This is a genomic window from Paenibacillus contaminans (assembly GCF_003285015.1).
GTDB lineage: Bacteria > Bacillota > Bacilli > Paenibacillales > NBRC-103111 > Paenibacillus_V > Paenibacillus_V contaminans.
The window spans coordinates 17,905-43,787 of the sequence record NZ_QMFB01000003.1; the positions used below are offsets into that span (position 1 = coordinate 17,905).

Annotated in this window: 26 protein-coding genes; 2 read left to right on the forward strand and 24 right to left on the reverse strand. The window is 52.6% G+C overall.

Translation table 11 applies throughout. From position 1 onward, the window contains the following. Positions 1 to 86 precede the first annotated feature (86 nt). The 8 genes from rpoD to era all read right to left on the reverse strand — a co-directional run bounded on the left by rpoD (position 87) and on the right by era (position 9,314). Positions 87 to 1,211: an RNA polymerase sigma factor RpoD gene (rpoD, locus tag DQG23_RS06680; RefSeq protein WP_113030060.1), complete on the reverse strand. Its 1,125-nt coding sequence runs from the start codon at positions 1,209 to 1,211 to the stop codon at positions 87 to 89. 70 nt (positions 1,212 to 1,281) lie between these two features. After that, positions 1,282 to 3,126: a DNA primase gene (dnaG, locus tag DQG23_RS06685; RefSeq protein ID WP_113030061.1), complete on the reverse strand. Its 1,845-nt coding sequence runs from the start codon at positions 3,124 to 3,126 to the stop codon at positions 1,282 to 1,284. 43 nt (positions 3,127 to 3,169) lie between these two features. After that, positions 3,170 to 3,640 (reverse strand): YaiI/YqxD family protein, encoded by a 471-nt coding sequence (locus DQG23_RS06690; RefSeq protein WP_192894555.1) that lies wholly within the window; start codon positions 3,638 to 3,640, stop codon positions 3,170 to 3,172. 190 nt (positions 3,641 to 3,830) lie between these two features. Continuing rightward, positions 3,831 to 5,930, reverse strand: coding sequence for a glycine--tRNA ligase subunit beta (glyS, locus tag DQG23_RS06695; RefSeq protein WP_113030062.1), 2,100 nt, complete (start codon positions 5,928 to 5,930; stop codon positions 3,831 to 3,833). After that, the gene (glyQ, locus tag DQG23_RS06700; protein ID WP_113030451.1) at positions 5,923 to 6,810 is read right to left on the reverse strand and encodes a glycine--tRNA ligase subunit alpha; all 888 of its coding nucleotides are present in this window, start codon (positions 6,808 to 6,810) and stop codon (positions 5,923 to 5,925) included. The genes glyS and glyQ overlap by 8 nt, the downstream gene beginning before the upstream one ends. A 498-nt stretch (positions 6,811 to 7,308) precedes the next feature. Further along, the gene (recO, locus tag DQG23_RS06705; protein WP_113030063.1) at positions 7,309 to 8,076 is read right to left on the reverse strand and encodes a DNA repair protein RecO; all 768 of its coding nucleotides are present in this window, start codon (positions 8,074 to 8,076) and stop codon (positions 7,309 to 7,311) included. Positions 8,077 to 8,148: 72 nt separating this feature from the next. Beyond that, positions 8,149 to 8,286, reverse strand: a complete 138-nt coding sequence (locus DQG23_RS06710) for a YqzL family protein (RefSeq protein ID WP_113030064.1) — start codon at positions 8,284 to 8,286, stop codon at positions 8,149 to 8,151. 131 nt (positions 8,287 to 8,417) lie between these two features. After that, positions 8,418 to 9,314, reverse strand: coding sequence for a GTPase Era (gene era, locus DQG23_RS06715; RefSeq protein WP_113030065.1), 897 nt, complete (start codon positions 9,312 to 9,314; stop codon positions 8,418 to 8,420). Positions 9,315 to 9,644: 330 nt separating this feature from the next. On the opposite strand from era, the gene DQG23_RS06720 reads away from it, so the two are divergent. Beyond that, positions 9,645 to 10,442 (forward strand): lipid II flippase Amj family protein, encoded by a 798-nt coding sequence (locus tag DQG23_RS06720; protein WP_113030066.1) that lies wholly within the window; start codon positions 9,645 to 9,647, stop codon positions 10,440 to 10,442. Here the strand turns inward: DQG23_RS06720 and cdd are convergent. The 15 genes from cdd to DQG23_RS06795 all read right to left on the reverse strand — a co-directional run bounded on the left by cdd (position 10,435) and on the right by DQG23_RS06795 (position 23,018). Continuing rightward, positions 10,435 to 10,854: a cytidine deaminase gene (cdd, locus tag DQG23_RS06725; protein WP_113030067.1), complete on the reverse strand. Its 420-nt coding sequence runs from the start codon at positions 10,852 to 10,854 to the stop codon at positions 10,435 to 10,437. The two genes, DQG23_RS06720 and cdd, sit on opposite strands and share 8 nt — an antisense overlap. Before the next feature lie 39 nt (positions 10,855 to 10,893). Further along, complete coding sequence (locus DQG23_RS06730) at positions 10,894 to 11,589, reverse strand: diacylglycerol kinase (RefSeq protein WP_113030068.1); 696 nt, start codon at positions 11,587 to 11,589, stop codon at positions 10,894 to 10,896. Next, a complete protein-coding gene (gene ybeY / locus DQG23_RS06735; RefSeq protein ID WP_113030069.1) occupies positions 11,586 to 12,122 on the reverse strand; it encodes an rRNA maturation RNase YbeY in 537 nt (178 codons plus the stop codon). The genes DQG23_RS06730 and ybeY overlap by 4 nt, the downstream gene beginning before the upstream one ends. 44 nt (positions 12,123 to 12,166) lie before the next feature. Next, positions 12,167 to 14,401, reverse strand: a complete 2,235-nt coding sequence (locus DQG23_RS06740) for an HD family phosphohydrolase (RefSeq protein ID WP_113030070.1) — start codon at positions 14,399 to 14,401, stop codon at positions 12,167 to 12,169. A 22-nt stretch (positions 14,402 to 14,423) separates the two neighbouring features. Beyond that, positions 14,424 to 15,377 carry a PhoH family protein gene (locus DQG23_RS06745; protein WP_420330216.1) on the reverse strand — a complete coding sequence of 318 codons (954 nt, stop codon included), beginning with the start codon at positions 15,375 to 15,377 and terminating at the stop codon, positions 14,424 to 14,426. 24 nt (positions 15,378 to 15,401) lie between these two features. Then, positions 15,402 to 16,601: a sporulation protein YqfD gene (gene yqfD / locus DQG23_RS06750; RefSeq protein ID WP_113030072.1), complete on the reverse strand. Its 1,200-nt coding sequence runs from the start codon at positions 16,599 to 16,601 to the stop codon at positions 15,402 to 15,404. A gap of 15 nt (positions 16,602 to 16,616) precedes the next feature. Next, positions 16,617 to 16,895: a sporulation protein YqfC gene (yqfC, locus tag DQG23_RS06755; protein WP_113030073.1), complete on the reverse strand. Its 279-nt coding sequence runs from the start codon at positions 16,893 to 16,895 to the stop codon at positions 16,617 to 16,619. A gap of 156 nt (positions 16,896 to 17,051) precedes the next feature. Beyond that, on the reverse strand, positions 17,052 to 17,675 hold the full coding sequence (locus tag DQG23_RS06760) for a DUF3298 and DUF4163 domain-containing protein (RefSeq protein WP_113030074.1): 624 nt from the start codon (positions 17,673 to 17,675) through the stop codon (positions 17,052 to 17,054). A 269-nt stretch (positions 17,676 to 17,944) separates the two neighbouring features. Then, positions 17,945 to 18,418: a NanQ anomerase/TabA/YiaL family protein gene (locus DQG23_RS06765; protein ID WP_238177804.1), complete on the reverse strand. Its 474-nt coding sequence runs from the start codon at positions 18,416 to 18,418 to the stop codon at positions 17,945 to 17,947. 82 nt (positions 18,419 to 18,500) lie between these two features. Beyond that, positions 18,501 to 18,923 (reverse strand): hypothetical protein, encoded by a 423-nt coding sequence (locus DQG23_RS06770; protein WP_146762257.1) that lies wholly within the window; start codon positions 18,921 to 18,923, stop codon positions 18,501 to 18,503. A 100-nt stretch (positions 18,924 to 19,023) separates the two neighbouring features. Continuing rightward, positions 19,024 to 20,013, reverse strand: coding sequence for a flotillin-like protein FloA (gene floA / locus DQG23_RS06775; RefSeq protein WP_113030077.1), 990 nt, complete (start codon positions 20,011 to 20,013; stop codon positions 19,024 to 19,026). Positions 20,014 to 20,098: 85 nt separating this feature from the next. Next, a complete protein-coding gene (locus DQG23_RS06780; RefSeq protein WP_238177785.1) occupies positions 20,099 to 21,517 on the reverse strand; it encodes an NfeD family protein in 1,419 nt (472 codons plus the stop codon). A 317-nt stretch (positions 21,518 to 21,834) separates the two neighbouring features. Then, complete coding sequence (locus DQG23_RS06785) at positions 21,835 to 22,278, reverse strand: GatB/YqeY domain-containing protein (RefSeq protein ID WP_113030078.1); 444 nt, start codon at positions 22,276 to 22,278, stop codon at positions 21,835 to 21,837. Between the two features lie 15 nt (positions 22,279 to 22,293). Next, positions 22,294 to 22,467: a 30S ribosomal protein S21 gene (gene rpsU / locus DQG23_RS06790; RefSeq protein WP_090786907.1), complete on the reverse strand. Its 174-nt coding sequence runs from the start codon at positions 22,465 to 22,467 to the stop codon at positions 22,294 to 22,296. 203 nt (positions 22,468 to 22,670) lie between these two features. After that, positions 22,671 to 23,018, reverse strand: a complete 348-nt coding sequence (locus DQG23_RS06795) for a histidine triad nucleotide-binding protein (protein WP_113030079.1) — start codon at positions 23,016 to 23,018, stop codon at positions 22,671 to 22,673. A gap of 239 nt (positions 23,019 to 23,257) precedes the next feature. Between DQG23_RS06795 and DQG23_RS06800 the strand changes: the two genes are divergently transcribed. After that, on the forward strand, positions 23,258 to 24,682 hold the full coding sequence (locus tag DQG23_RS06800; RefSeq protein ID WP_113030453.1) for an NAD-dependent malic enzyme: 1,425 nt from the start codon (positions 23,258 to 23,260) through the stop codon (positions 24,680 to 24,682). Positions 24,683 to 24,825: 143 nt separating this feature from the next. On the opposite strand, the gene DQG23_RS06805 is transcribed toward DQG23_RS06800, so the two are convergent. After that, positions 24,826 to 25,836, reverse strand: coding sequence for a Gfo/Idh/MocA family protein (locus DQG23_RS06805; RefSeq protein WP_238177786.1), 1,011 nt, complete (start codon positions 25,834 to 25,836; stop codon positions 24,826 to 24,828). Positions 25,837 to 25,883 lie beyond the last annotated feature (47 nt).

Genomic DNA, 25,883 nt, shown 5'->3' on the forward strand with positions numbered 1-25,883 from the left:
GAAAAGGAAATAATATTATATCCGTACGTTCTGATAAATTGAAAAAAGGCCTTTCCTGAAGAAAGGCCCAGAAAGTCGGTATTCGCTTACTCGAGAAAATCTTTCAGTCGTTTGCTTCGGCTCGGGTGCCGCAGCTTGCGCAGCGCTTTCGCTTCGATTTGACGAATCCGTTCGCGCGTAACCCCGAACACCTTGCCTACTTCCTCGAGCGTCCGCGTGCGGCCGTCATCCAGTCCGAAACGCAAACGAAGCACGTTCTCTTCCCGTTCGGTCAGCGTATCGAGCACATCCTCAAGCTGCTCCTTCAGCAGCTCATAAGCGGCTGCGTCAGCCGGCGCGAGCGCTTCCTGATCCTCGATGAAATCTCCCAAATGAGAATCGTCCTCTTCACCGATCGGCGTTTCCAACGAAACGGGTTCTTGAGCGATTTTCATAATTTCACGCACTTTATCCGTGCTCAAATCCATTTCCTTGGCAATTTCTTCAGGGCTAGGTTCTCTGCCGAGCTCCTGCAGCAATTGACGCGAAACGCGAATGAGCTTATTGATCGTTTCAACCATATGCACGGGGATACGAATCGTCCGCGCTTGGTCGGCGATTGCCCGCGTGATCGCCTGACGAATCCACCATGTAGCGTACGTACTGAATTTGAAGCCCTTCGTAAAGTCGAACTTCTCAACCGCTTTGATCAGACCCATGTTCCCTTCCTGAATCAGGTCGAGGAACAACATGCCGCGTCCGACATAACGCTTGGCAATACTGACGACAAGACGCAAATTCGCTTCCGCAAGACGGCGCTTCGCTTCCTCGTCGCCTTTCTCGATCCGTTTGGCCAAATCGATCTCGTCATCCGCAGACAGGAGCGGCACACGGCCGATTTCCTTCAAATACATGCGGACCGGATCATTGATTTTGATCCCCGGCGGAAGCGACAAATCATCGTCAAAATGAAAATCGTCATGGTCGTTGTCGTCTCCCGGGTGGCGTTGGATATCGTCCTCCTCGGCCTCATTCCCGACATCGATGCCAAGCTCCTGGAGCTGCTCAAAAAATTCGTCGATCTGCTCCGCATCTTGATCGAACGGAGCTAGCCGCTCCATAATATCTTTGTAAGTCAAGGAAGAACGCTTCTTGCCAAGCTCGATAAGCTGCTCCTTCACCTGCTCAAGGGTCAGTTCGGTTTCCAATTCGGTATGCTGGTCATTCGCCATGTTTACTGCTCCCTCCTCCCTAGAATCGACAATCGCCGCAAACCTCAACCTTATGTGTCAGCAAAAGGCGCTACGATAATTTCAGCTGCTTCTCTAGGGTTATAATCTCGCTTGCGATCTGCGCGGCCAAAAGGAAATCTCCGCTTTTTTCCGCACGGACCATCTCTTCTCTTTTTTGTTCGATTGCCTTCTGCTGCGGGTATTTTTTGATTTCGCGAATATAATCGTCGATGACTTGGCTATTGACCGCATCGTGCATCGTCATCATCAAAATCGAGCTGGCCGCTCGCTCCAGCCGTTCGTCCTGCAGCGAAGCTAAATAGCGGCTTGCATCCGGATCGTTTCCTTGGGCATAAAAGGCATATAAATAAGCAGCAAGCGCTGCATGAGCTTCCACGTTAAACTGATCCCCGAGCCGCTCCTCGACGTATTCCGCAACTTCACGGTCGTGCATCATCGCACATAGGAGCTGCGTTTCCGCATTTTGATAAGCGCGCAGCAGCGTAGGCGTTTTTCCCGTTCCCCGCTTTTTATCCATTACATTATTCCACGAATTGTCTAAATTATCCCTTGACTGCCCCTTATCATGACTTTTTTTGAGAAAAATTTGCCTTTCTTCGTTCAACTGCTGGCGAATCGATTCCGGCGAGTAACGAAACTCAGCGGCCAGTTCGCTAATATAATGCTCGCGTTCAACCGGCGTTTCCAATTCGGCGATCAGCTTAACCGCAGTGTTTATATATTGCGGCCAATTCGCGGAATCCGCCAGGTTAAAGTTTTTGCGGGCGTACAGCAGCTTGAATTTTACCGCCGGTACCGCTCCGTCGATAATCTCGTGCTGGAAACGGTCCCCGCCGTATGCCGCTATAAATTCATCCGGATCGATTCCGGGCGGCATCATGGCGATTTTGACATGCATATTCGCCTTTTGCAGAATGGGAATGCTTTTGAACGCCGCCGCTTGTCCGGCACTGTCGCCGTCATAGCAGACGATCGCCTGCTCCGCATTCTTGCGAATGAGATTCGCATGCTCTTCGGTGAGCGCCGTCCCCATCGTCGCTACGCCGTTGTTCACTCCTGCGCCCCAAGCCTTAATGACGTCTACATACCCTTCGAACAGAACAACCGATTGCTGTTTGCGTATGTTTGGCCGCGCATGATGAAAGTTATACAAACTGCGGCTTTTGTTGAACAGCATCGTCTCGGGACTATTCAAGTATTTGGGCTGAGCGTCCCCCATTGCGCGTCCGGCGAAAGCGATCACCCTTCCTTTGAAATCGGTTATCGGAAAAATGATCCGATCGCGGAATTTGTCGTAATAGCCGCCGCCTTCCGTCCTCGCGGTTACAAGGCCTCCTTTATCCATCAAAGGCAATGAAAACTGGCGTTTTTCAAGAAAAGCCGCAAGCCTATCCCACATTGGCGGAGCGAAACCGATCTGAAAAAAATCGATCCACTTGTCGGTAAATCCCCGCGAACGAAGATAGTTCATCGCGTCTCTGCCCTGCGCCATATTTTTGAGGATATGGTGATACCATTTGGCGGAAAGCTCATACGCTTGATACAGCACGGATTGCTCCGCTTGCTGCTGCGTCATTTGCGCGCTCGGCTGCTCCCACCCGATCGGGATGCCTGCTTCTTCGGCCATCTGACGAACCGCTTCCCCGAAAGAAAACCCTTCGATTTCCATGACGAAATGAATGGCGTTTCCACCGGCATGACAGCCGTAGCAGTAATAGATTTGCTTCTCCGGGGTAACCGTGAAGGAGGGGGTTTTCTCCGAATGAAACGGACAAAGCCCTTTCATGTAGTGCCCTTGCTTGGAGAGATGAACGTATTTACCGACGACATCGACAATATCGTGATGCTTAAGTACCGCCTCGATGACTTCATCGGGGATACGTCCGTTACTCATCCTGTCCACCTTCTATCCGATTTAACACGTGTATAAGTATTCGCTACGGGAATAAATTCTCCTGCCTTTGCTTCAAAACTTTTGTCAGAGTTTGTAGAAAACGTTGTCGATCCTCGTCGGTAAAGGGCCGAGGGCCTTTTCCGTACTTGCCGCCGCGCCTGCTTTTCGCCTGGTCATGCCGCTTCTCCAGCAAAAAATCGATTGTCAAATCCGTATACTGTTGGCCGCGATTCGACAGGACGATCGCCTTCTTGGCAAGCCCGATCGTCGCCAGTCCGAAGTCCTGGGTCACTAAAATGTCTCCGGCCGCTATCCGGTTCGCAATGTACAGATCGACGGATTGATCGGATCTGTCGACCTGAACGATCGTAACGCCTTCTTGGGGCGTAAGACGATGATCATAGGAGGCGACCATCCAAACGGCGATTTGAAATTGTCCGGCCGCCCGGACGATTTCCGCTTTTACAGGGCATGCATCCGCGTCTACGATAATTTTCGATTCCAAGGCTTCCATCCTTTTCTTCCTTCTGCAATATTATATACGATGGTAAACCAAAAAATCCTGCTTCGCTCCCGAAATCCCTGCAAAACACAATCGCCCGTATTTTCCGCTAAGCAAACCCTTATAGGAGAGAGCAAAGCGGCGGCGCATGCAGCGCCGCCTTCGTCTCGCCATACTAAAATTGTTCAAAAATTCGCCTTATTTACCAAACCAGCTTTGAAAAATCGGCGATTTTTTTAAGCTCATTCGAAATCCGGGCAAGCATCGCCAAACGGTTTGCGCGGATGCTTGCGTCGTCGGCCATAACCATTACGGAATCGAAAAACTTCCGAATCGGCTCGCTAAGCTCGCCGGCCGTTTGCAGGGCAGCGGCTTCGTCACCGGCGTTAAGTTGTCCGGCATACGCCGCCGAAGCGGTTTGCCAGCTGTCCCATAAACCGCGTTCCGCTTCGTCCGCGAACAAATCGCGGCTTACTTCAGTCGTTTCCGCCTTGGCGGCAAGATTGCCGACACGGTTGAACTGCTCGACGGTCAGCTTGAAATCGGCTGAAGAAACCGCCGCTTTAACGGCTTCCGCTCTGCGTATGGTCGATGCGATATCGTCGAAACCGCCGGCCAGCACCGCATCGACGATATCGTAACGGATTTCGCGCTCGGCGAGGACGTTTTTGACGCGCAGCGCGAAAAAGTCGTACAAGCTTTGGCGAACCTCGTTACGATCTCCTTTCAGCAGGCTCGCTTCTTGATAAACGTCAAGCGCCGTGTCGAATACGTCGGACAGTGTAAGCGGAAGCCCGCGATCGAGCAAAATTTGGACGACTCCGGCAGCTTGCCGGCGCAGGGCATACGGATCCTGGGAGCCCGAAGGAATGATGCCGATCGAGAAGCAGCCGACGATCGTATCGATTTTATCGGCGATGCTAACGAGCGATCCTGCAAGCGATTCCGGGGAGACATCGCCCGAAAACCGTGGCTGATAGTGCTCGTTGACCGCTTTGGCAACAGCCTCCGGTTCGCCTGCTTTTCGCGCATAGTCCTCGCCCATGATGCCTTGCAGCTCGGGAAATTCGTAAACCATTTGCGTTACGAGATCGAATTTGCAAATGGCGGCCGTACGCTCGATAATCGCTTTTTGGTCGGCAATTCCTTGCACGCTTGCATCGTTCGAACGCTCAAGCAGTCCGACAAGCTTGCTTGTGATGCTGCCGATCCGGCGCACTTTGTCGCCTACCGTGCCGAGCTCGACTTGGTAAACGATCGTCTCCAGCCGCTCATTGAAGCTTGCAATGCTGGCTTTCTGATCCTCGCTATAGAAGAAACGGGCGTCCGATAACCGGGCGCGCAGCACTTTTTCGTTCCCCTTGGCCACTTGTTCAAGCGATACGGCATTGCCGTTGCGTACCGTTACGAAATACGGAAGCAGCTTGCCTTGGGCGTCCAGCACCGGGAAATATCTTTGATGCTCGCGCATGGATGTAATAAGGACCTGCTGCGGAATTTCAAGAAAAGCGGGATCGAACGTACCGAACAAAGCGGTCGGGTACTCGACAAGGAACACAACCTCTTCGAGCAGATCCTCCTTCATCGGAATTACCCAGCCTTTTTCTTGGGCCAACCTTTCGATTTGGCTGCGAATCAGCCCTTCGCGTTCTTCGATATCGACATAAACATATTGTTCCTTCAGCAAACGCTCGTAGTCGCCCGGAGCCGGAATATCGACCTCTTGGCCGAGAAAACGGTGTCCCCGCGACGTGCGGCCCGCGGCAACGCCCGCGATTTCCATAGGTACGACATCGCTTCCGAACAAAGCGACGAGCCAGCGAAGCGGACGGACAAAGCGAAGCTCCTGGCTGCCCCAGCGCATATTTTTGGGGAAGCTCAGCGACGTAACGACCTGAGCAAGCCCTTCGCCTAATACGCTTTCCGTTTCGACGCCGACGCTGCTTTTCACCGCATGCACGTATTCAACGCCCGCCAGTTCTTTAAAAAACAATTGCTCGGGCTGTACGCCTTGGCTCTTGGCAAAGCCGAGAGCCGCCTTCGTCCAGCCGCCGTCTGCGTCCAGCGCGATTTTTCTGGAGGGGCCTTTGACTTCTTCATTGACATCCTGCTGTTTCTCGGCAACATCGGTTATCAGCAGGGCGAGTCTGCGGGGCGTTGCAAATACCGTAGACGATCCGAACGAAATGCGGGCGTCGTTAAGCCATTTAACCGTTTTATCTTCAAGCTGCCGCACCGCGGCGCGAATAAACCTTGCCGGCACTTCCTCGAGGCCGAGCTCCAGGAGCAGATGTTTAGACATTCGCGTCCACCTCTTTCTTCAAAAGCGGGAAGCCCAGCTTCTCGCGCTCTTCCAAATATGCGCCTGCAACGAGCCTCGCCAAATTTCTCACGCGTGCGATGTAGCCGGTTCGCTCGGTTACGCTTATTGCGCCTCTTGCATCCAGCAAATTGAACGTATGGGAGCATTTCAGCACGTAATCGACGCCCGGGAATACGAGATTTTGCTCGAGCGCGCGCTTCGCCTCCGCTTCATACATGTTATAAAGCGTAAACAGCATGTTTACGTCCGAAACTTCGAACGTGTACTTGGAATGCTCATATTCCGGCTGACCGAATACGTCGCGGTACGATACGCCGTCAACCCACTCCAAATCGAAAACGTTCTCGACATCTTGAATATAAGAAGCAAGGCGCTCCAGGCCGTAAGTGATTTCGACGGAAACCGGGCTCGTGTCGATGCCGCCGACCTGTTGGAAATACGTGAATTGGGTGACCTCCATGCCGTTCAGCCAAACTTCCCAGCCAAGTCCCCATGCGCCAAGCGTCGGGCCTTCCCAGTTATCCTCGACAAACCGGATATCATGATGCAGCGGATCGATGCCGAGACGCTTCAAGCTTTCCAAATACAGCTCTTGAATATTATCAGGCGAAGGTTTCATAATGACCTGAAACTGATGATGCTGATAAAGACGGTTCGGATTTTCCCCGTAACGTCCGTCAGCCGGCCGGCGTGAAGGCTCCACGTAAGCGACGTTCCACGGCTCCGGACCGATGCTGCGCAGGAAGGTCGCCGGGTTGAATGTACCCGCCCCTTTCTCCGTGTCGTACGGCTGTACGATAATACAGTTCTGTTCGGCCCAAAATTGCTGAAGGGTCAAAATAATTTGCTGAAAATTCAGTGCCATTAGCCGTATTCCTCCTTTTTTTCCGAGCGATCATTTGAAGTGCGGATCCCACAGGCATGCAAGGATAAACGCCTACCGGCCTATTTAACGCCGGCGTTTACCGAAGGTATAGCGCCGCTTCCGCGAATGCTTTCCGAATAAACCAAAAAAGCTCCGCCGCTATGCCTGTATGACAACAGACATAGGGACGAGAGCTATAGCTTCCCGCGGTTCCACCCTACTTGACCGAATGTATAGGCAGCTAAGAAATACTCTTACGATATCGAAGCAGAGCAGATGTCATAATCGACATCGGGTCTAAAAGAGTATGATAGCAGCTTATTTTGCAATTACTCGGTCCGCTTTTCACGCGACGCTCGGGAATGCCTTTCGCTGAAACGTCCGATCGGGCTTACACCGCCCCCGATTCGCTAAACGGCCGCTCGATCAGCTACTTCTTTCCGTCATTGCATCCAAATGTGCATGTAGACAAAATATATCAAACCGTCTGGTTCATGTCAAATATTTCTCCATCTGATCCAAATAGCTTCGCGATTTCCATCGAATATCGAAAAAAGTATCCATAAATGCTCTCATACACTGCTTCAGCTCCGCTTTCGTCGCCGGTTTGATTTCGGTCGTGCCGAGCCGTCGCAAATCGAGTTTCTGAAAAAGCCGCAGCAGCTTATGTGTTGCGCCCGTTATCATGATCGCCCGCGGATCGGTATGCCTGCACCTCGGACATAATACGCCGCCTTGTTGAACGCTGAGCGCGACCGAGAAGCTACCGGAATCCGCTAAATTGACGCCGCAGCTGACGCATTGCTCCAACTGGGGCATATACCCGGACAACCCGAGCATTTTCATCTCGATCGCGTGAGCGACGACACCGCCGTCCTTGCCGCTCTCGATGGCTTCCAAACCCGCTTTCAGCTGCTCGAACATCATGGGGCTGCTCTCTTCCTCCGGCATCAGCTTCTCGTACAGCTCCGCCAAATAAGCTCCGTAACCGGCCAATATCAAATCCTCGCGAAGCTTCTGATGCGAATCGATCAGCTCGGCCTGATTAAGCGTGCCCAGCTGCCCTTTCCCGCTTTTGAAGAACACAAAATCACCGTGCGTCAGGAGCTGCGCAACGGCGGCATATCTGCTATTCGTCTTCTTGGCGCCGCGCACCATCACGCCTACTTTTCCGGCCGGTTCCGTGTAGATCGATAATATTTTATTGCCTTCGCCGTAATCCATACTGCGGATCACGATGCCTTGGACGCGATACAGCATGGCTTTCCCTTTCCCCTTGCAGCCGTTCGACGAAAACGCAGCGCTTAAACGCTGCGTTCCATAGCTGCATGCTTATTGTTCGGAATTTTCCGGCTCCGTCAGAAGCTCCGGTTCCTCGCCCTCTTCCTGCCGATCGTCGACTTGCTTATAAAGCAAGTAGGCGTCCACATCTCCAGTCATTGAAAAGTAGTTCCACGAGAAATCTCTCATTTCGCACCATCCCCTTGTTCAATGTGACTGACGATACCGTTAGGATGCTCGATACTTATGAAACGAATCCCATACAATAACTGGATGGAGGCTGGCTTACACGATGCGATCCGGCATCCGTCAAAACGCGCTTATTCGTTACGAAAACCGAGATCGCGAAGCACGCGTTCCTGGTTGCGCCAGTCCTTCTTGACCTTAACCCACAGCTCGAGAAAGGTTTTGGAACCGAGGAGCGTTTCGATATCTTTACGCGCGAGTCGGCCGACCTCTTTCAGCAGCGCGCCTTGCTTGCCGATAATAATCCCTTTTTGCGAATCGCGCTCCACATAGATGATAGCGGAAATATGAACGACGCCGTTGTCCTGCAGCTTCATGTCTTCGATGGCGACAGCGATCGAATGCGGAATTTCCTCGCGCGTCAAATGCAGGATTTTCTCCCTTACGAGCTCCGCGCATACGAACTGCTCCGGATGATCCGTCACTTGATCCGCAGGGTAATATTGCGGGCCTTCCTCCAGGTACTTGACCGTTTGCTCCAGCAGCGTGTTTACATTGCTGCCGTGAATCGCCGAAATAGGCACGATTTCCGCAAACTCGTACAGGTCTTTGTATTGAACGATAATAGGCAGCAATGCCTCGGGATGAACCTGGTCAATTTTGTTCAATACGAGAATAACCGGCGTCTTCACCTTTTTGAGCTGTTCGATAATGTAGCGGTCTCCTCCGCCGATTCCTTCGACGACATCGACGAGAAACAGAATCGCATCCACTTCGCCAAGCGTGCTCTCCGCCACTTTCATCATGTAGTTTCCGAGCTTCGATGTCGGCTTATGAATGCCCGGCGTATCGAGAAAAACGATTTGCGCGTTGTCCGTCGTATAGACGCCATGAATTTTATTGCGCGTCGTCTGCGGCTTATCCGACATAATGGCGATCTTTTGCCCGATAACTTGATTGAGCAGCGTCGATTTCCCGACGTTCGGCCGTCCGATAATGGCGACGAACCCGGATTTGTATGGTTGCTTCATTCGTAGATAAACTCCTTTGGATTGGCCACAAGGATAAACGGCTTCCGTCCTCAAGCTTTCGAAGAAAGCGGCTTCTTAAGCATAAGCTGCGGACAGGAGCGTTTACCGGTGAACTATAAGCCCTTAATATGTGGAACATGTAATTTCTTATATTTTGAAATAATCAAATTGTAACACAGTACGGCCGGCAAATAAAATGACCGTTATTTACACTTGCGTATCGGGTACGATATAATGCACCCAGACGTATGACTATTATTTCCAAATGACTCGCGATGTTGCCATTCGCAGAGCCGCCAATGTCACCATTTTGCAAGGAGGCGTTACCGCGTGTTTATTCAGCTGCTTGTCGTTGCAGGCTTTACTTTGTTCATCCATATGGCCGAAACGCTAGCTTACGCCATTCGGCTTGCCGGTGTCCGGACGGGCAAGCTTGCGGTCGCCCTTTCATTGACCGGTATCATCGTGCTTGTTTCGCGTACGTCGAATATGCTGCAGGGCCCGATGATCGGCAACATTATCGATATGGCCAAAAAGACGGAGGACTTCCAGCTCGCGCCCCGCTTTCATTTTATTATCGGCGCCGCTTCGATCGGAACGCTTATCGCGATTTTGCTCGTGCCTACCTGCATCTCGATCGCTTCGCGGCTGATTGCCCAGCTGGAGGTATCCGGCTCGATCCCCCAGCTGATTCGCACCTCCGCAAGTGCGGAGCGGATAAGACGCGTCAGGCGGCATGTAAAACGGCCGAAATGGGAAATGCTGTCCCGGCTCCGGATCGGCGGCATTCCGAAACGGCTGCTTATTATGAACTGCGTAGCGACCGCAATCTATACCGTTGGCGTGTTGTCCGCCCTATATGCTTCTTTTCTTATACCGGAAGCCAGTACGACGGCGTCGCAAGCTTCGGGCTTCATTAACGGCGTCGCCACGATTTTACTTACCGTTCTTGTGGATCCGCAAATTGCGCTGCTCATAGACAAAACGACGCGCGGGGAAGAAAATATCGCTTCGATCAATAAAATGTTCGGCCTGCTGATGCTTTCCCGCTTGGCCGGCACCCTGCTCGCCCAACTGCTGCTTGTCCCCGGCGCGCTTTGGATCAAATGGATCGTATCGCTTATGTAGTCGTTCGCAGCGTAAACGCGCCCGGCAGCAGCTCGGATACCGTGGATTTGGCTATATCGCCAGTTAGATTCGTCATGTACACCGGCATATCGGGGCTGCAAAGCTCCGACAGCACTTGCCGGCAAACGCCGCAGGGTGTTATCGGTCCCTTCGTATCGCCGACGACTGCGATCGCCCGAAAGGTGCCTGGCTTGGAGCCGTCTGCAACAGCCCGGAACAATGCCGTCCGCTCGGCGCAATTGGTAGGCCCGTAAGCGGCATTTTCGACATTGCACCCAAGATGCATCGTCCCGTCTTCCGCGAGCAAGGCCGCCCCCACCTGAAAATCGGAATACGGGGTGTAGGCACGCAATCTTACTTGTTTTGCTTCCTCAATCAACGCAATGATTTCTTCCGGCAGATCAAGACTCATAACCGCCCCACTCTCCTGTCACTTGTAACTAATGTTCCCTCAAGTTATCCCGCTTAAGTAATAAGCCAAAACCGTAATGATCGTTCCGATCGCCGATCCGAACAACAATGACGGCAGCGAGCGGCCTCGTCGCTCGTACAGCACAATGAGAAAGAGCATGGACATCGAATAAGCCAATAACGCGATTAACGTCATCGATGTAAGAAGCGAAATGAACGTAGCGCAGGCAAATGCGACTGCAGTCCATAAACTCGGACGAAAGCGGCTTTTGCTGAAGCGCGTTTCCGCAACGATCACCGTGAGAAGCACAATGCTGAGGTACAGCCAAAGCTCCCCGGGAGTAAAGGTCGATTCGTCGATCTTGCGGTTTCGAAGCCATCGGTCAACCGGCTCGTAAAAAATAATCGTACCGACGCATATTGCGAAGACGGCGGAAACGAGCACCGATGCAGCCGCCACGTCTTTGGCTATTTTGGCGAGCGGATGTTTCTCCGGCATGGCCAAATCGACTGCCTTCTCCACCCCGGTGTTGATCAATTCCGTTACGATGACAAGCGTGATCGATAAGAGCAGAAATAAAATTTCCATCTTCGACAAATGAAAAAAAAGCGCTGAGCTCAACACGAAGAACGAAACGAAGAAGTGAAACTTCATGTTCCGCTGTGTGGACAGCGCATATTTAATCCCTTCATAGGCGAATCGAAAGCCTACAAAAAACCGCTTAACCGACTTCACCGCGTCAGTCCCGCCTTCAGTAAAATGTTTTCCTGCTTCGCAAACATTTCCTTCTCCTCCGCTTCGGAGCCATGATCGTAACCGATCAAATGCAGAAAACCGTGAACGAATAAAAAACCGATTTCGCGTTCTACGGAATGGCCGTATTCTTCGCTTTGCTGAACGGCCCGCTCCACCGAGATAATGATATCGCCCAGCGGCTCGCCGCCGTCCGAGCGATCGTCGCCGGCTTCGTCTTCCGCATCGTCTTGCTCAAGCTCGACTTCCTCAAGATCGTCGTAATTGATGTCGATTTCATCGTCGCCCATCTCCGACATGGCGAACGACAACACGTCAGTCGGCTTGTCGATTCCGCGGTACTGCTTGTTCAACTCATGAATCGAAGCGTCGTCGACAAACGTAAGCGAAACCTCGCCCGCTTCGACGTTTTCCGCTGCTGCCGCAAGAGCCAGAAGCTGCTCTAATTTGGCGATCAGCGAATCGCCGATTTGCATTTGCTCCTGCTCGTTGTTCCATTCGAGTGAAACCATCATGCAACCCCCTTGCCCTTATAAGGGCTATCTGTATATGTCGGACACTAAGACTGCGTTTCAGGCTTTGCTGCGGAAAGCGGCTCCGTCGGATATTCGATCCGGGAATGAAAGATGCCTAACAGCGTTTCTTTAAGCGCCTTGCCGACGGTATCCAGCTCCTTGAGCGTCAGATCGCATTCGTTGAACTGCGCGTCGTCAAGACGGTCCTTAATAATTTTGCGCACCATCGAATCGATCTGCTCGATTGTCGGATTGCGCAGCGAACGGACGGCGGCTTCGACGCAATCCGCAATGCCGACGATCGCGGCTTCCTTCGATTGCGCCTTAGGACCCGGATAACGAAAGTCGGCTTCCGCAACCGGCGTTTCCGGATGCTCGTTCTGCTGCTTGGCCTTGTGATAAAAAAACTTAAGCAGCGTCGTCCCGTGATGCTGTTCCGCAATGTCCCGAATCGGCTTCGGAATGTTATATTCCTTCAGCATTTCGACGCCGTCGCGCGCATGTGCGACAATAATCGACTTGCTCAGGCTCGGATCGATCAAATCATGCGGATTTTCCATGCCCATTTGATTTTCGATAAAATAATGCGGCCTTTTCGTTTTGCCGATATCGTGATAATAGGAGCCGACGCGGCATAATAGCCCGTTCGCTCCGATCGCCTCTGCGGCAGCCTCCGATAAGTTGCCCACCATAACGCTGTGATGATAAGTTCCCGGCGTTTCAGTCAGAAGCTTGCGTAAGAGCGGCAAATTCGGATTCGACAGCTCGACCAGCTTAAGCGGCGACAAGATGCCGAATGCCGTTTCGAAGAAGGGCAGAAGTCCGATAACGAGTACGGCGCTCAACAAGCCGCCGGCTATGGCGAATGAGATCGAAAAAGCGACTTCCCTGACCGTATAGTGGTTGTCCAGCAAAATCAGGGATGTGACGGCCAATGCGGAAATTAACGAGACGATAACGCCGGCCTTTAATATCGCCGAGCGCTGGCTTGCTTTTTGCAGTGCGAAAACGGCGGTATAGCAAACGATCAACGTAACAAGCCCGTAACGGAAATCGAACAGCTGATCCGCATCGTTGTTAAACACGATACTCGCAAGAATGCTGATCAAAACGGACGATGCAAAAGCAAGCTGAGAGTTGAGCAGAACCATGATCAGCATGCTGCCGAGCGATACCGGAGCGAGGTATCCGATATGCGAATACTCCAGGCTTTCGCCGATCGCCACGATTCGCATCGTAACGAGCGTAAGCAGAAAAATAATGACAAGCATCAGCAATTGAGCGTTATTCGTGCTGATCGGGAGCTCGCTTTGTCTAACGAACATGAACAAGCCGAATGTCAGAAACGCACAGAACAGCACCAGGCCCAGCTGCGGACCGTAATTGGCTTTGTCCTTGAGCAAGTTTAGGTCGCCGAGCTGCTTGTAGAGCTGATCCGTAATCATTTCGCCCTTGTGTACCAGCACGTCGTTCTTGTTGATGAACACCGGCTTCGTGTTTTCCCTTGCCTGCGCCCGCGCTTCGTCCGTCCCTTTCGCATCCAGGAACTTATTCGGCATGATGGCGAATCTGGCGATTTCTTGGACGAGCTCGCGGGACGTATTTTTGGTCAGCGTCGAGGAATTGACAAGCTCGGTGACTCGCGTGCGAGCGGTCGCCGCATCCGTAGTCGCATCGGTCATAAGCTTTCCTACGATATCCTTCGTGACGGGCTCCATCGCCGTCAGCTCTTCCTTGGTCAAACGCGGAAGCTTGTACAATGCTTCCTCCGGTATTTTATACTGCTGGGATTCCAGCTGCGATTTCATTTCGGTAAGGAACGTATCGGAATACTGTCCGCCGGATCGCGCATTGTTGAGCGCTTGATTCGTGTAATCGCCGAGAACGGACGGGAACAAGTCGCGATACAGGCTTACCTTGATATCGTATTTCATCTCTGCGTCGGCATTGTTCAATTCGAGCTTGTCGTAAAGCGCTTCGATCAATTGATCGTGCTTGATGGCCGCATACCTGTAAACCGGCGCAACCTTAAGCGCGGCTTCGTCCTGCGCCTTCTGCGTCGCTACGAAATCCTGAATCTGCTGATTGGCGACGATCGTTTTCTCGCTTACCGTATTCGGCTTGATGTCATAGGTTTGCGGCAATACCTTGCCGGCCAGCGAGGCGTAAAAAAATAAAGCCAGCGCAAGGAAAAGAACGATCCTCATGCCTGCGCTGTACTTCCAATTTGAGAACCTTAGTTGCACTTTCCCCTTGATCGGTTTGTCGTTTCGGATCATTGGAACATTCAATCCCTTCCTTTTATCCGTGCTTCTCCTTGTCCAGGTTGTAGGCAACGATAATTTTCTGTACCAGGGAATGACGTACGACGTCTTGTTCCGCAAAGGTTATGATGCCGATTTCCGGCACATCGCGCAAAATGCGTTCCGCTTCGATCATACCCGATTTGACTCCTTTAGGAAGATCGATCTGCGTAATATCGCCCGTTATGACCATTTTCGAGCCGAAGCCGAGACGGGTCAAAAACATTTTCATTTGCTCGGGTGTCGTATTCTGCGCTTCATCCAAAATAATAAACGAATCATCCAGCGTTCTCCCCCGCATATAAGCGAGAGGAGCGATCTCAATGAGCCCGCGCTCTAGCGATTTCGCCACTTGATCGGGTCCGAGCACATCGTTAAGTGCATCATACAACGGGCGCAAATAGGGGTCAACCTTTTCCTGGAGATCACCCGGCAGAAAACCGAGATTCTCCCCCGCTTCGACAGCCGGACGGGTGAGCACGATGCGTTTGACCTTGCCTTCCTTCAATGCCGTGACGGCGAGCACGCAGGCTAAATACGTCTTGCCCGTCCCGGCCGGACCGATGCCGAATACGATATCCTTCTTGTGGATCGTGGATACGTATTGCTTCTGGCCGATCGTTTTGACGCGAATCGGTTTGCCTCTGTGCGTGACAGCGATTTCGCCCTTGAACAAGTCGAGAAGCTGATCGGCCTTCATCTGCTTGGCCAGCTCCAGCGCATAAGCGACGTCGCGTTCGGATAATATGTAGTTGTTCCTTACAAGCGTAAGCAGCACGTCGAACAGCTGTTGAAGCCACTCTATGTCGGCTGCGCTGCCTTGAATCACAATCTCTTCCTCGCGGGAATAAATGCGCGCTTCCGCCTGCGCTTCGACCATCCGCAGAAACTTGTCCTGCGGACCGAATAGCGATTGCGCTTCGGCTGCGTTCTTAAGCGGTACTTTGATCATTCGTGCATTTTCGATCAAACGGCCTCATTCTCCTTGTTGGACGATGGCTTTCTCCTCCATGATGTACTGCTCCACTTCAAAAAGAGTTTCCATATAAACTTTACCATTCTCCGTCTTCTCATGCAAAATTTTTTGATCGACGACCCGCGCTTCCGCCCCCGCTTCCATCAGCAAATCCGCTTTGGCGCGCTCAAGACCCAGACTTCGAGCCGCCGCCTGATCGAGCGCCTGCTCCTGCTCGGACACCTGCATCCGCCTTTCCTTAAGCCAGCCGAAAGGGAGCGCGTAGTTGCGGAAATGAAGCGTTTTGCGATCTTCGATAATTTCCTCCCGCTCAAAATCTTGCTGCCTGTAGCCGTATAATTTTAAGGCGCGGCCGCCGATCAGCAAATAATCGCGCCGCTGCGTTTCTCCGGTATACACTTTATGCATCTGGGTCAGCGGCACCTCGACATTCGCCGTATACCAGACGAGCCCCTTCACCTTGCCGTTCGCGACTACCGTTTGCTGATGGACTTCGTCCCCGATCACGCCGGAAATAAGCACGTCCCCTTTGCGCACGACCGAATTCGGCTTGACCATCGGTTTGCCTTTGTCGGCGAAAATTTGCGTGATGACCGCATTATGCGTCGCCACCAAATGACGGGGACTTTGCAGCTCTTTTTGCTCAGGCTGCTTCGACTCGACGATCTTAATGATCAGCTGCGTTCCTTTGACTTCAACGCCGACCCAAGAGGTGCCGGGAAGCCTGCTGTGCAAACCGCGGGACAGCTCGTCCGTTTCTTTGAGCTTAAATTTCCATTGCATGGTGCGAATGCCTTCGGCTCTCGCCGCCTCAAGCACCTCCGTCGCTGTGAGCTTGTCATTCCCTTCAACCTTCACCTGCCAAATAACCGCGGACAGCAAGTACAAGCCGGCGACGAAGCAAATCAGTCCGGCAACGAACAACTGCCTCGACCCCAGCCTGTCCAGCATAAAAGGAAGACCGTGCCGTTCCTTGACGCGAATGCGGCATCCCGTCTCCTTCAGCAGCGGCTTGAGCCGAAAAAAGTCCGCGATTACGATTTTCAGCTCGGCTACTTGCCTTTGTTTGATCCTGATGTCCCAAATGGTCATCTTCCGGTCGACGGCCGCATTGATCAACGCTTCAATCGCCTCCGGCCCGCTTCCGCGAAGCTCGATCGTCGCATAGCCCCTCAAAGCCAAAAGCCACTGTGATTGCACTGTCCCTCACCCTTTTTAATCGAAATATTTGATATCGCTCACCTGTCCGTCCACATACACTTCTTCACTGTAGATGGCCCGAATGACCAGCTGCTTTCCGCGTATTTCCATAGACCCTTTCGCCAGCCGCAGCTTCAGCAGCTCCTCTGAAAAGACAATGACCCCCCGATGATTTTCAATCAACAGCTGGTTATTGCCGATCACCGTAATCCGGGGAAGATCGAGGGCGACGTCTTGAGGCACGTCGAACATTTTTGCGGTTATTAAGCCAAGCTTCTTTTTCAGCCGTCGCATCCCTGTTTATGTCCCTCCAATCCGGATTCCCCGCTCGCCCGCAAGCGTCGTTCGGTATGCCGATAAGCATGAAGACCCTTTTACACACTATGCGGGAAATCGCCGATTTATGAAAAGACCGCTGCCGGCCGGACAACCTGTTATTGCCGGCCGTCTTCACATGTTCACAAGCATATACCCGAGCGGACTCCGGTCCGAAACGATATCCTGAAGGGAGTAAACCGAAATCGGAAAAAACGGAAACCCGTAATAATAAGGCGTGATTTCATACAGCTGAAAATAAACGACCAGCGAGCGGTCCGCGATATAATAGTCCTGATCCGGGCGGATTTTCGTAAACGGCTGCAGCACTTGGATATCTCTTTCCTTGATCTGCGCTTTTATTTGCGCCGATATGCGGTCCACGTAGTCGCTGCCGGGCTTGAAAAGCTCGCTAAGGGAATAACGCTTGCCCGTGCGAATATCGAACGTCAGCGACTGCAGCAGCGTCAAGCCGTGCGCCATTTTTTCCGTATAGGCATAATTGCTGAGCGATAAGCTTAAAACGCCTCGTTCGTTCGTCTTGATTTCATACCGGCCGGTCATTTCCGTTTGGGCCGGATGCTGATAATAGCCTTGATCGCGGATCATTTGCCCGACCGTACGGTCGATTTCGGCGTTGATCCGATGCTCGATATGCGGCTGCCCGGGCATGACGACATGCGGATATTCGATATCGACTTTCGGATGCTTACTATGCAGCGTGCGCGTTTGCACCGGCAGGTGATACGGCTCTGTCATCGGTTAACCCCCCTTGCAATTCGCCTATATGGGCATCGTATTCGCGTGCAGGCTAAAAGGTCCCGGAAAAAATAAAAAAGCAGCGTCCATTGGACAACGGCTTATATTCGGAACTCCGGGCTAAGTGAATATAACTTCGATAACGTCGCGGCACTGGTTATGATCAAAAGCCGGCCTCGCGACTCTCATGATCAGCGAAATGCAAAATGGCCGAGCAAGCCATTTCAGGCTCACCCGACCATTTTTAGTAAAGTACAGTTATATCCCGATTACTCGAACAGAGATTTCCTGATTTTCACGACGACCTTCTTGACGGTCGTTCCTCCGTTATCGCTGCAGCCGGGACGATGAAGATCGTCCGGGAAGAAAACCGCGAACATGCCTGGCGACAAACGCAGCTCCATTTCGCCCTCGACGGTATCGTACAAGGCGTAGTCGCTTTCCTCCAGCTTGTTTTCGATCGCTGCGGTGTCGTCCTTCTTCCGCCCGAAATAAATGACTTCCTCGCCTTCGACGAGGTACTGGACGTCGACGTACTGAATATGCGATTCCGATTTGCGGTTCTCGCGGGTAACCGTATCGATCGACTGCACAAGCGCAAACATATTGTCGCCGTCGATGTCGTACCTGCCGAGCTCCTTGTCTTGCGCGTTCAGGCTGCGAATAAATTCGACCGCTTGCCTTACCGGGGCGGGATAAACCGCTTTTTCGATTTCATAGCTGCGAATGTCGCCGAAAATCATGAAAATCACCTAGTCCTTCCGATGTGGAGTTATACATATATATAAATGCGGTACTGCCGGTAGTCGAACGCCCGCTCGTGCGTTATCTGGGCCGATACGGATTTTTGGCCCTCGGCGGGCCGAGCACTTCCGCCCATATGACGCCCTGCGCGGCATTGTCAAGCGTCAGCCCGCCGTCCGAGCTGCCGCCTTCCGACGGACGAGCCGCTCTAGCTGCGGCAGCTCCAGGCCGCCCTGAGCTCATAGCAGCGCCGGAGGAGGCGACGCTCGCGCTAGCCGTCCTTTGCTGCTCCTGTTCGCTGCGGATCGCATTGCTCCCTGCGGAAGTTGACGGCCGTTTCTCGCGCCGCTCTCCTGCGCCGGCCGTCGTCGGGCCGCCGAAGGACGGCATGCCGGTACCGGTTTGCCGCTGCTGCTTGCGCGCTTTCGTCCACATCGTAAATAAGCCTATCGCTACGAATATGATAATATGGGCGTTCTTCAGCAAAAGGTCGATCAAGTTCATCTTCCACCATCCCTTTTCGTCGCTGAAACCCTGTATATGGATATCGAAAACGTGCATGCGGACTTGCATACGCTCGTTTTCCGGGGTTATCGCTAATTATTTATTGTTCTTTATCCGGCTTCGTATTGTCGGACATTTTGCCGATGGAGGAACGCATGCTCGTATCGGCATCGATATTTTTGAAGTTCATGTAGTCCATAACGCCCATCTTGCCTGCACGCAGCGACTCCGCCATGGCTAGCGGCACCTCGGATTCCGACTCCACGACCTTCGCTCTCATCTCGACGACGCGCGCCTTCATCTCCTGCTCTTGGGCGACGGCCATTGCACGGCGCTCCTCGGCCTTCGCTTGGGCAATGCGCTTATCCGCCTCGGCTTGCTCGGTTTGAAGCTGGGCGCCGATGTTTTTGCCTACGTCGACGTCCGCGATATCGATCGATAAAATTTCGAACGCCGTTCCTGCATCGAGTCCTTTGCCAAGTACGGTGCGGGAAATAAGATCAGGGTTTTCCAAAACGTCTTTATGCGATTCGCTGGAACCGACGGTCGTGACAATCCCTTCGCCGACACGAGCGATTACCGTTTCTTCGCCGGCGCCGCCGACAAGCCTGTCGATATTGGCGCGGACCGTAACGCGGGCAAGCACCTTCACTTCAATCCCGTTTTTGGCGACCGCCGCAACGGTTGGCGTCTCGATGACGCGAGGGTTAACGCTCATTTGAACGGCCAGAAGCACGTCCCGGCCTGCCAAATCAATAGCTGCCGCACGCTCGAAACCGAGCGGAATATTCGCGCGTTGAGCCGCAATAAGCGCATTGACGACGCGGTCGACGTTGCCCCCCGCCAGAAAATGGCTTTCCAGCTGGTTGATCGTCAACCCTAATCCCGCCTTCGTCGCTTTGATCATCGGATTAACGATCCGGCTCGGAATAACGCGGCGCAGACGCATCGCAACAAGCGTAAAAATACCGACGCGCACGCCCGAAGCTAGCGCCGAGATCCACAGCATAAACGGGAAAAAGGTGAAAAAAACGGAAAGCACGATAATCGCAAGCGCTACAATCAAAAGTACGGAAATCATCGGATCCATCTGAACAGCCTCCTCGAACATTATAATTGGTAATACCATATTACTGCAATCATTTTATTGTTTGGTCAAGAGCGGTTTAGAGCATTCATTTCAGCTCTCTTACTACGACACGCCCCCCTTCGATTAGGATCACGACCACTTTTCGGTCCGCTTCGATAAATTCCCCGCTCGTCACGACATCGATCCGGTCTTCGTGAATCTTTACGGTTCCTGCCGGACGCAGCGGAGTCAGCGAGACGCCTTCCTTGCCGAGCAAATGCTCTTTGGGCGCATTCGAAACATAACCCTGCTCGGTTTTCAATTGTTCCCGCAAAATAAACTTGTTCCAAATGCCGCGGTGCTTGAATATTTTCACGAATATCGCCACAACCACAATGGCGGCGGCAAAGGCAATTCCGAGCGACAACCAGGCGCTCTCCGTGTTCGCGGCAGCGAGGACGACCCCGCTGATGATGCAAACGATCCCCGCTATGCCCAGAATGCCGAAGCTCGGCAGAAACACTTCGATAATGAGAAGTACGATTCCTGCCACGAACAGCGCAATTTCCTCCACTCCCGCGAAGCCCTCCACATAATGGCCGAAGAAGTAAAGCGCGAAGCCGGTTACGCCGATTAAACCCGGCAAACCGAAGCCCGGCACGAATATTTCGATCGCAACGCCGGCTATTCCGACAAGCAGAAGCACAGGCATCACATAAGGATTTGTCAAAAAGCGCGCAAGCTTCTCTGCGAAGGACGGCGCGTACGTGACGATTTTCGGATTCGCTTCCCCGCCCGAAATGAGCTTGACCGCTTCTTCCACTCCCGATGCGACCTTGTCGGCATAACCTACTTTCAAGGCTTCTTCGGCAGTCAGAGCGACGATTTCACCTTTACTGAAAGACCGGTTGATAGCCGGCAGATCGACGCCTTTCGTTTTGTCCGCCATCGCTTGCGCGATCTCGGGATTTCGTCCCCGCAGCTCGGCTGCGGCACGCATTTCGCCAGCCCAAAAACCGACGGTTTTGGCGCTTTCCACTTCTTTGCCGCTGGAATCGACAACCGCCGCAGCGCCGATCGAGCTCCCCGGCTCCATAACGATTTTTTGTGCGTTCAGCGCGATGTAGCTTCCCGCCGATGCCGCTTTGCCGCTAATATGGGCGACGGTAGGAATCTGACTCGATCTAATAAATTCGCCGATGTCGAGCGCGGAATCGACCAGGCCTCCCAGCGTATTAATATCAAGCACGATTCCCTTGGCGCCCTTCCGCTCCGCTTCCGCAAAAGCCCGCTCGATGATGTTGAACAGCCCGTTATCTATCGTATTGCGTACCGGCACGACATAATAAACGGAGCCTTCCCCCTCCTTCGGTTGATCGTCCGCAGCCAGCGCAGCCGGAACGCCTGCAGCACCCTGCAGCAAAGCAAACAACATCAAACAGCAAATCGCCATGCGTTTCATCAAACCGAAATACCGAACGCCGCCAGCCATCTTTTTATGCCGCAAGTTGGTAAAACCGTACATGGCCTCGATTCGCCTCCTCCCATTAAAAGTATGCGCTTTCGCTGGCACAGCTATTAGAGCCGGTTTTAAAAGCCCTATTCTGAAAAGCGGCTTTACAAACTCGCGCTATGTGGGGATTATTGCGAAAGCTCTTCAAAAACATACGCTAGGACGTTTATTGGCATCGCCCTTTATCCCCATTATAACGTAGTACGGATTAGAAGGGGCTATTGTTTCAACGGCATACAAAAACACCCTAGAAGCGACTAACTTCACAGGGTGTTTTTAGAGGTCGCCAAGCGCCTTGAGGGCACCCGACGACTCGCCGATAGGCTTGTTTAGTTTAAGCTTTGCTGTACGACTTGGTTGACGAGTTTGCCGTCTGCACGGCCTTTCACTTTGGGCATCAAAGCACTCATCACTTTTCCCATGTCCGCTTTGGAAGAAGCACCGACTTCGCTTATGGTCTGCTGTACGATCTCTTTAACCTCTTCTTCCGTCAACTGCTGCGGCAAGTACACGGCGATGACGTCGATTTCCTGTTTTACCGTCACGGCCAAATCGTCTCTGCCAGCTTTCTCAAACTCAAGGAGGGAATCTCTGCGCTGTTTGATTTCACGACTAAGAATATCAAGCACTTCGCTGTCATCCAATGTTTTTCGCTGATCTATTTCAACATTCTTGATCGCCGAACGAATCATACGGATTACGGAGAGTCGGAATTTGTCTTGGCTCTTCATCGCTTGCTTCATATCTTCGTTCAATCGTTCGTTTAAGCTCATCGACAAACGGTCCTCCTAGAACTTCCTCTTGCGGGCAGCCTCAGATTTCAGCTTTTTCTTAACGCTTGGCTTCTCATAGTGTTTACGCTTTTTAACTTCAGCGAGCACGCCATCCTTCGCAATGGAACGCTTAAAGCGGCGAAGTGCAGCATCGATCGTTTCATTTTTACGAACACGAGTTTCTGACACTAGATTTCCCTCCCTCCGAACAGACCGTCCAAACGAATAATGCGGTTATCAAACTACATTATATGTGATAAGGAAAGCGAGTGTCAACCTGGGCGCACACTCTTTTGCACAAACTTCACATAATTTTTGAACGTGTACGGTTTTTCCGGCCAAAAGAGCGATTTCAGTCTGAAAATACGGATTTGCTCAACCGATTTTGAAAGTTAGGAACGCGCATGGAGCGGCCCGAGTTTCTCTCCTCCGAGCAGATGGTAATGGATATGAAAGACAACTTGTCCGCCGTCCTTCCCGCAGTTGTTAATGAGCCGGTATCCGGACTCCGCAACGCCGAGCTCCTTCGCAACGATTTGCGCGGCGCGGTGAACGCTTCCGATCAACTGCCAATCTTCCGCTTGGACGTCGTTCATGGTAGCGATGTGCTTTTTGGGAATAATAAGCGCATGTTGGGCGGCCGCCGGCTGAATGTCGTGGAAAGCGAGCACCTCTTCGTCTTCGTAAATTTTTCGGGACGGGATCGAGCCGTCGATTATTTTACAGAAAATACAATCCACACAAAACGCCTCCTAGGGATAATCGGAATCGGCAATTTCCCGCGATGCAGCACCGCTTTAGTCAAGCAATGGTGTGCCGCGTCATCGGTTATGCCGTTCGAGTATATGCTACAATAAGGCAATAATAACGCAAAACGCCCTGCAAAGTGAAGCGCGGGAGCCTTTTGCTTATTAATTCTTGAATATCCTTCATCGTTTGGCGGCACTTTTTGCGGATAATTAGGAGGACGACTATGACCATGGAATCCAAATCGCTCGGCGGCAAAAGCTTTATTCTTCGCTTGGAATTCAACACGGAAACTTTGACGTTCGGTCACGTGGCTGCAGCCATTTCCGAAGCCGGCGGCGACATTATAGCCATCGACGTCATTCAGACGGGACGCGGCTCCAGTATTCGCGACTTGACCGTAACGGTTAAGGATTCGGTGCAAATCGACCTCATTACCGAAAAGCTCAAGGCCTTGGAAGGCCTGCGGCTAGTCAACATCTCGGACCGGACATTCCTGCTTCACCTCGGCGGCAAAATCGAAATGAAGCCGAAAACGCCGATTCATAACCGCGACGACTTGTCCCGCGTTTATACGCCGGACGTCGCCCGCGTTTGCATGGCGATCCACGAAGAACCGAAAAAAGCGTTCACCCTTACGATCAAAAGGAACACCGTAGCGGTCGTGTCCGACGGTTCGGCCGTGCTCGGACTAGGAAACATAGGTTCGAGAGCCGCCATGCCGGTTATGGAAGGCAAAGCGATGCTGTTCAAGCAATTCGCCGACGTCGATGCATTCCCCATCTGTCTCGATACGCAGGACACCGAACAAATCATTCAAACCGTCAAAGCGATCGCCCCGGCATTCGGCGGCATCAATCTCGAAGATATTTCCGCTCCGCGCTGCTTTGAAATCGAAGAACGGCTGAAGCAGGAGCTCGATATCCCCGTCTTTCATGACGATCAGCACGGCACGGCAGTCGTTCTCTACGCAGGACTGATCAGTGCGCTTAAAATAGTAGGCAAATCCATTCAGGATGTGAAGGTTGTCGTATGCGGCATCGGAGCGGCGGGAATGGCCTGCAGCAAAATATTGCTTTCCGCCGGCGTACGCAACCTGGTCGGCGTTGACCGGGACGGCGCGCTCGTCAGCACGCGCACGTACGACAATCCCTCCTGGCAATGGTTCGCGGAGAACTCAAACCCGAATAAAGAAGAAGGCAGTCTAGCCGTGGTGATAGCCGGAGCGGACGTCTTCATCGGCGTTTCCCGCGCCGGACTCCTGAAACGGGAGGATGTCCAAAGAATGGCCAAAGACCCTATCGTTTTCGCAATGGCAAACCCCGTTCCCGAAGTTCTTCCCGAGGAAGTCGAAGATATCGTAGCCGTTATGGCGACAGGACGTTCGGACTACCCGAATCAAATCAACAACGTCCTATGCTTCCCCGGCATGTTCCGCGGCGCGCTCGATTGCAGGGCGACGGTGATCAACGAAGAAATGAAGCTGGCCGCAGCCGAGGCGATCGCTTCCGTTATAAGCGACGACGAGCGCAGCAAGTTTTATATCATCCCGAGCGTGTTTAATTCGGATATCGTCAAAACGATCCGGGACCGCGTAGTGGAAGCGGCGATCCGCTCCAAGGTCGCAAGACGCATTCCGCGGGAATACCGGCAGTAAGAACAAATTTTTATATTTGGACAAATCCCCCTTGAGTTGCTGCATCTAATAAAACAAAGGACCTTCCGATCGCCGGAGGTCCTTTGTTGGTATTCGCTTGAAAAATTGAAGTGCGTGGCATTTTTCGAACAATTGAATCGTCTTTATGCGTACCGCCCGATAACCGGCGTTTTGGCATCCGCTTGAAGTGTGTCCCATGTCGCTTTGAGGATCGCTTCATGCGTCAATAAGGCGGATGTGCTTCCATCCACGTAGTTAAGGAAATCTTGCGTGATGGTAAACGGCGGTTTAACCGGCTCCACCAATTGCTGTTCCTGCTGGTTCGTCAGCTGCAGCAGCAGCTGGCGGTGTCCGATGCTCGGATCGCCTTCCAGACGCAGCTCCGCGAAGCCTTCCGTCCCCGTAACGAAGATCCGCCCGTCGCCCCACGTCCAGCTTTTCTCCGGCGTATGCCAGTCGGCATAAAGCTGCGCTACGACATCCCCTTCCATTCTGACGATCATGCTTGCGGCATCGTAGAAGGTCGGATATTCGGGCAGCATGTTTTTGCTCAAGAAGCCTTCCGTCGAAGCGACTTCCTTGCCGGTAAACCAGCGCAGCAAATCGAAGTCGTGAATGAACAGATCGATCAGAATGCCGCCGCACTGCGCTTTATCGAAAAACCATGCCGGACGTCCTTCCTTGCGAAGCCTGTGCGGCTTGCGAAATCCGACGGAAATGATTTCCCCCAGCTCGCCTTTATCGATCATTTGCTTTAGCGTATAAATTGCAGGGCTGAAGCGCTCGGTCAGGAGCATCCCGATCTTGATTTTTCCCCGTTGGACGACCGCTTGCAATCTCTCGAATGCTGCCAGGCTTGTGACGATCGGCTTATCGACCATGATCGGCTTGCCGTGAGCCTCGCAAAGCTCGATAACGTCGATTTTCTCGCTATTGATGGCGGCGCTGCCGACAATGTCCACATCTTCGGCCACCAGCCTATCCCGGTCGGAGACGAGCGGAATATTATGCCTGCTTGCGATGGCGGACGCGAGATTGACGTTATCCGGCTCATAAATGCCGACGCACTCGTGGCCAAGCTCCAGCATTTCACTAATAAAAATTTCGACGTGGGCGTGCTGGCAGCCGATGATAGAAAACTTAAGCTTGCTCACCGATCGTTCCTCCCTTTATTTCCCTCATTTATGTTCAAGCGAAACTT

What these genes read in the sequence shown, in the direction of transcription:
- DQG23_RS06745 (WP_420330216.1), bottom strand. Translation starts at nt 15,377, where the DNA reads ATGATCAAAGTACCGCTTAAGAACGCAGCCGAAGCGCAATCGCTATTC.
- DQG23_RS06780 (WP_238177785.1), bottom strand. Translation starts at nt 21,517, where the DNA reads ATGTACGGTTTTACCAACTTGCGGCATAAAAAGATGGCTGGCGGCGTT.
- DQG23_RS06800 (WP_113030453.1), top strand. Translation starts at nt 23,258, where the DNA reads ATGGAATCCAAATCGCTCGGCGGCAAAAGCTTTATTCTTCGCTTGGAA.
- rpoD (WP_113030060.1), bottom strand. Translation starts at nt 1,211, where the DNA reads ATGGCGAATGACCAGCATACCGAATTGGAAACCGAACTGACCCTTGAG.
- DQG23_RS06785 (WP_113030078.1), bottom strand. Translation starts at nt 22,278, where the DNA reads ATGAGCTTAAACGAACGATTGAACGAAGATATGAAGCAAGCGATGAAG.
- DQG23_RS06760 (WP_113030074.1), bottom strand. Translation starts at nt 17,675, where the DNA reads ATGACAGAGCCGTATCACCTGCCGGTGCAAACGCGCACGCTGCATAGT.
- DQG23_RS06690 (WP_192894555.1), bottom strand. Translation starts at nt 3,640, where the DNA reads ATGGAAGCCTTGGAATCGAAAATTATCGTAGACGCGGATGCATGCCCT.
- DQG23_RS06770 (WP_146762257.1), bottom strand. Translation starts at nt 18,923, where the DNA reads ATGAACTTGATCGACCTTTTGCTGAAGAACGCCCATATTATCATATTC.
- yqfC (WP_113030073.1), bottom strand. Translation starts at nt 16,895, where the DNA reads ATGCGACGGCTGAAAAAGAAGCTTGGCTTAATAACCGCAAAAATGTTC.
- DQG23_RS06740 (WP_113030070.1), bottom strand. Translation starts at nt 14,401, where the DNA reads ATGATCCGAAACGACAAACCGATCAAGGGGAAAGTGCAACTAAGGTTC.
- cdd (WP_113030067.1), bottom strand. Translation starts at nt 10,854, where the DNA reads ATGAGTCTTGATCTGCCGGAAGAAATCATTGCGTTGATTGAGGAAGCA.
- glyS (WP_113030062.1), bottom strand. Translation starts at nt 5,930, where the DNA reads ATGTCTAAACATCTGCTCCTGGAGCTCGGCCTCGAGGAAGTGCCGGCA.
- ybeY (WP_113030069.1), bottom strand. Translation starts at nt 12,122, where the DNA reads ATGATGGTTTCACTCGAATGGAACAACGAGCAGGAGCAAATGCAAATC.
- era (WP_113030065.1), bottom strand. Translation starts at nt 9,314, where the DNA reads ATGAAGCAACCATACAAATCCGGGTTCGTCGCCATTATCGGACGGCCG.
- floA (WP_113030077.1), bottom strand. Translation starts at nt 20,013, where the DNA reads ATGGATCCGATGATTTCCGTACTTTTGATTGTAGCGCTTGCGATTATC.
- dnaG (WP_113030061.1), bottom strand. Translation starts at nt 3,126, where the DNA reads ATGAGTAACGGACGTATCCCCGATGAAGTCATCGAGGCGGTACTTAAG.
- recO (WP_113030063.1), bottom strand. Translation starts at nt 8,076, where the DNA reads ATGCTGTATCGCGTCCAAGGCATCGTGATCCGCAGTATGGATTACGGC.
- DQG23_RS06710 (WP_113030064.1), bottom strand. Translation starts at nt 8,286, where the DNA reads ATGAGAGATTTCTCGTGGAACTACTTTTCAATGACTGGAGATGTGGAC.
- DQG23_RS06765 (WP_238177804.1), bottom strand. Translation starts at nt 18,418, where the DNA reads ATGATTTTCGGCGACATTCGCAGCTATGAAATCGAAAAAGCGGTTTAT.